Origin of the sequence: Micromonospora sp. NPDC005197, from assembly GCF_040608295.1 — a bacterium.
GTDB lineage: Bacteria > Actinomycetota > Actinomycetes > Mycobacteriales > Micromonosporaceae > Micromonospora.
Map to the genome: position 1 here is coordinate 1 of NZ_JBEXHY010000236.1, position 3,789 is coordinate 3,789.

Here is a 3,789-nt window from a genome sequence, read left to right on the forward strand (position 1 = left end):
ACCTTGCTCGACACAAGCTGATCTATCAGAAGTCCCGTTCGCGTCTCCAAAGCCCTTGACTCAAGTCCCGATCGCCAAACGCAACAGCGTTGACAACAAGGATCGAGCGTGATCATGAAGGCTGCGCGAAGGTGGCGGACGAGCGGCCGGCGGGAGGCGGCCGGGTGGCCCCGCCGCCGTGCTCGGTTGAGGGGTGAGCTGGGCGGGTAGGCTCGCAGGTCGGGCACCCACACCCCGGGTGACCGGCGGCCACCCGACCGGGCGGCCACGAGCGGGGCTGCCGGACCGGCGGCCACGACCGGGCGGATCCCGTACGACGGGACGACGCCGAGGAAGCGCAGCCATGATCAGTGTTTTCGACCTCTTCAGCGTCGGCATCGGGCCGTCCAGCTCGCACACGGTCGGGCCGATGCGGGCCGCCCGTACGTTCGTGGCCGGGCTCAAGGCCGACGGGCTGCTCACCGAGACGGCGCGGGTGCAGGCCGAGCTGTTCGGTTCGCTGGGCGCGACCGGGCACGGGCACGGCAGCGACCGGGCGGTGCTGCTGGGGCTGGCCGGCGAGGCGCCGGAGACGGTCGACACCGACACCGTCGGTCCTCGGGTCGAGCGGATCCGCGCCGAGCGGCGGATCAGTCTGCTGGGTGCGCACGAGATCGACTTCGATCCGGACCGGGACCTGACGCTGCACCGTCGCCGGTCGCTGCCGTACCACCCGAACGGGATGACCTTCGTGGCCTTCGACGCGGCCGGGGAGCAGGTCCGGGCCCGCAGCTACTACTCCGTCGGCGGTGGCTTCGTGGTGGACGAGGCGGCGGCGGGCGCGGACCGCATCAAGCCGGACAGCACGCGGGTGCGATACCCGTTCCTGACCGGGGCACAGCTCCTCGACGTCACCACCCGCACCGGGCTGTCGATCAGCGAGGTGATGCTCGCCAACGAGCGCTCGTGGCGCAGCGAGGCGGAGATCCGGGCCGGCCTGCTGGAAATCTGGCGGGTCATGCGGGAGTGCGTGCAGCGCGGCTATGAGCGGGACGGCGTACTCCCTGGTGGGTTGAAGGTCCGGCGGCGCGCGGCGGAGTTGCGGCGCGGCCTGGAGGCGGAGGTCGGGACGCCCGATCCGCTGCACGCCATGGACTGGGTGACACTGTTCGCCCTCGCGGTGAACGAGGAGAACGCGGCCGGCGGTCGGGTGGTGACCGCGCCGACGAACGGCGCGGCGGGGATCATCCCGGCGGTGCTGCACTACTACAGCCGCTTCATCGAAAAAGCCGACGACGACGGCGTGGTGCGGTTCCTGCTGGCGGCCGGCGCGATCGGCGTGCTGTTCAAGGAGAACGCGTCGATCTCCGGCGCGGAGGTCGGCTGTCAGGGTGAGGTCGGCTCGGCCTGCTCGATGGCGGCGGCGGGGCTGGCCGAGGTGCTCGGTGGCACTCCGGAACAGGTGGAGAACGCCGCCGAGATCGGGATGGAGCACAACCTCGGGTTGACCTGTGACCCGGTGGGTGGCCTGGTGCAGATCCCCTGCATCGAGCGGAACGCGGTGGCTAGCATCAAGGCGATCACGGCCGCCCGGTTGGCCCTGCGCGGCGACGGCGTGCACAAGGTGTCGCTGGACAAGGTCATCAAGACCATGCGGGAGACGGGCGCCGACATGAAGGTCAAGTACAAGGAGACGGCGCGGGGCGGTCTGGCCGTCAACGTGATCGAGTGCTGAACCCCGCCGATTCGGGGCATTCGTTCACCGACTGCTAACCTGGCGTCCGTTTTCAGGAGGCGGGAGGCTGCGGTGACCTCTGGCGTCGCGGCCCTGTGGTCGCACCGCAACTCGCTGCGCATCCTGGTCCGACGGGATCTGGCGGTCAAGTACCAGCAGTCGGTGCTGGGTTACTTCTGGTCGCTGATCGAGCCACTCGGCATGGGCGCCATCTACTGGTTCGTCTTCGGGGTGCTCTACTCCCGCGACACCGGTCGGCACCTCGGCGAGGCGGCCGGGTCGTACCCGTTGTTCCTGATCACCGGGATCTTCGCCTGGATGTGGGCCAGTTCGGCGTTGAGCGAGGCCACCAACGCGCTGACCGGCCAGTCCCGGCTGATCACCACGATGAACGTGCCGCGGCAGGTGTTCCCGATCGGCCGGGTCACCGGTCGGTTCGCCGAGTACGCGGCCGGCCTGCCGATCCTGATCGGTATCGCGGTGATCTACGCGGCGCGCGGCAAGATCCACCCCGGCTGGTCGCTGCTCGCCCTGCCGCTCGCCGTGGCGGTGCAGGCGGTGCTGCTGATCGGGCTGGCCCTGCTGTTGTCCGCGTGGAACGTGCTGATGCGCGACGTGGAGCGGTTCCTGCGGCTGATCATCCGGGTGCTGTTCTACGCCACGCCGATCATCTATCCGCTCAGCCTGGTCCGGGAGTCCGGCCTGCCGGGCTGGCTGAAGGTGGTGTACGAGCTGAACCCGCTGGTCGGGATCTTCCAGCTGCACCACGCGATCTGGTACCCGGACGAGTTCCCGGACACCCGCCTGCTCGCCACCACGGTCGTCGGCAGCCTGCTGGTGCTGGCCGCCGGTTGGTGGTCGTTCCGCCGGTTGGAACCCGCCGTGCTCAAGGAACTCTGACGTGGCCGCGCCGATCATCGAGGCGGACGGTCTGGGCATCCGGTTCGTCCGCAACCGGCGCCGCCAACTGCGGCTGCGCGAGCTGTTCATCCACCGGGGCGCCCGGGGCGCCCTGCCCGGCCAGTTCTGGCCGCTGCGCGACGTGTCGTTCACCGTCGAGCCGGGCGAGACCGTCGGGGTGATCGGCCGCAACGGCACCGGCAAGAGCACCCTGCTGCGGCTGATCGCCGGGGTGCTCATTCCCGACGAGGGCGACATCCGGGTGCACGGCGCGGTGGCGCCGCTGCTGGAGTTGTCCGCCGGCTTCTCCAACGACCTGACCGGGCGGGAGAACCTGCACCTGGTCGGTGGGCTGCACGGGCTGTCGACGAGCTACCTGAAGCGGCACTTCGACGAGATCGTCGAGTTCGCCGGTGAGCAGGTGGAACGGGCCATCGACACGTCGGTGCGGCACTACTCGTCGGGAATGAAGGTGCGGCTCGGCTTCGCGATCATCTCGCACCTGCCGCACCCGATCCTGCTGATGGACGAGGTGACCGCGGTCGGCGACGCGGAGTTCCGCAAGAAGTGTTACGCGACGATTGAACGTCTGCTCGGGGAGGGGCGCACGCTCGTGCTGGTGTCACACAACGAAAAGGACCTGACCCGGTTCTGCCGTCGGGGGTTGTACCTCGACGCGGGCCGGTTGACGCTCGACGGCACCATCGCCGAGGCGCTCGACGCGTACCACGCCGCGGTTCCGCGGTGACGCTCGCGATCGTGCTCGCCGCCGGGACGGCCGCGGCGAGCCTGCGCACCGCGTCCGGCGAGCCGCTGGCCGACCGACTCGCCGCCCAGCTGGGCCGGGCCGGGGCGGCCGACGTGCGCTTCGCCGCCACCCTCGACGAGCTGGCCGCGCTGGCCGACGCCGCCGACGGGCCGCTGCTGATCAGTGGCACCGACCTGGTGGCGCACACCGCCGTACTGCGGCACCTCGCCACCAGCCCGGTGGGACCGACCGTGGCACTGGTGCTGACCGACCCGCCGGTGCCCGGACGGACCGCCGTGCGCGAGGAGCGCGGCCAGATCGTCGACGCCGGCCCGCTGGACGCCCTCGACGGTGACGCGACCGGCGTGTTCGGTGGCGCGTTGCGCGTCGGCGTCGACGACCTGCCGACCCTGGCCGCCGCCGCGCG

The 3,789-nt window shown here is 70.7% G+C and carries 3 protein-coding genes and 1 pseudogene; all 4 read left to right on the forward strand.

Annotated features, from left to right (window positions below; translation table 11 throughout):
• Positions 1–343 precede the first annotated feature (343 nt).
• Positions 344–1,714 carry an L-serine ammonia-lyase gene (locus ABZU46_RS31305; protein WP_354863302.1) on the forward strand — a complete coding sequence of 457 codons (1,371 nt, stop codon included), beginning with the start codon at positions 344–346 and terminating at the stop codon, positions 1,712–1,714.
• A gap of 72 nt (positions 1,715–1,786) precedes the next feature.
• Complete coding sequence (locus ABZU46_RS31310) at positions 1,787–2,614, forward strand: ABC transporter permease (RefSeq protein WP_354863303.1); 828 nt, start codon at positions 1,787–1,789, stop codon at positions 2,612–2,614.
• A 1-nt stretch (position 2,615) separates the two neighbouring features.
• A complete protein-coding gene (locus tag ABZU46_RS31315) occupies positions 2,616–3,362 on the forward strand; it encodes an ABC transporter ATP-binding protein (protein WP_354863304.1) in 747 nt (248 codons plus the stop codon).
• Positions 3,363–3,403: 41 nt separating this feature from the next.
• Positions 3,404–3,789 (forward strand): annotated as a pseudogene (locus ABZU46_RS31320) (CDP-alcohol phosphatidyltransferase family protein); the annotation flags it as partial.

Bases quoted from the DNA above. Each gene is read 5' to 3' on its own strand.
- ABZU46_RS31305 (WP_354863302.1), top strand. From the start codon at position 344: ATGATCAGTGTTTTCGACCTCTTCAGCGTCGGCATCGGGCCGTCCAGC.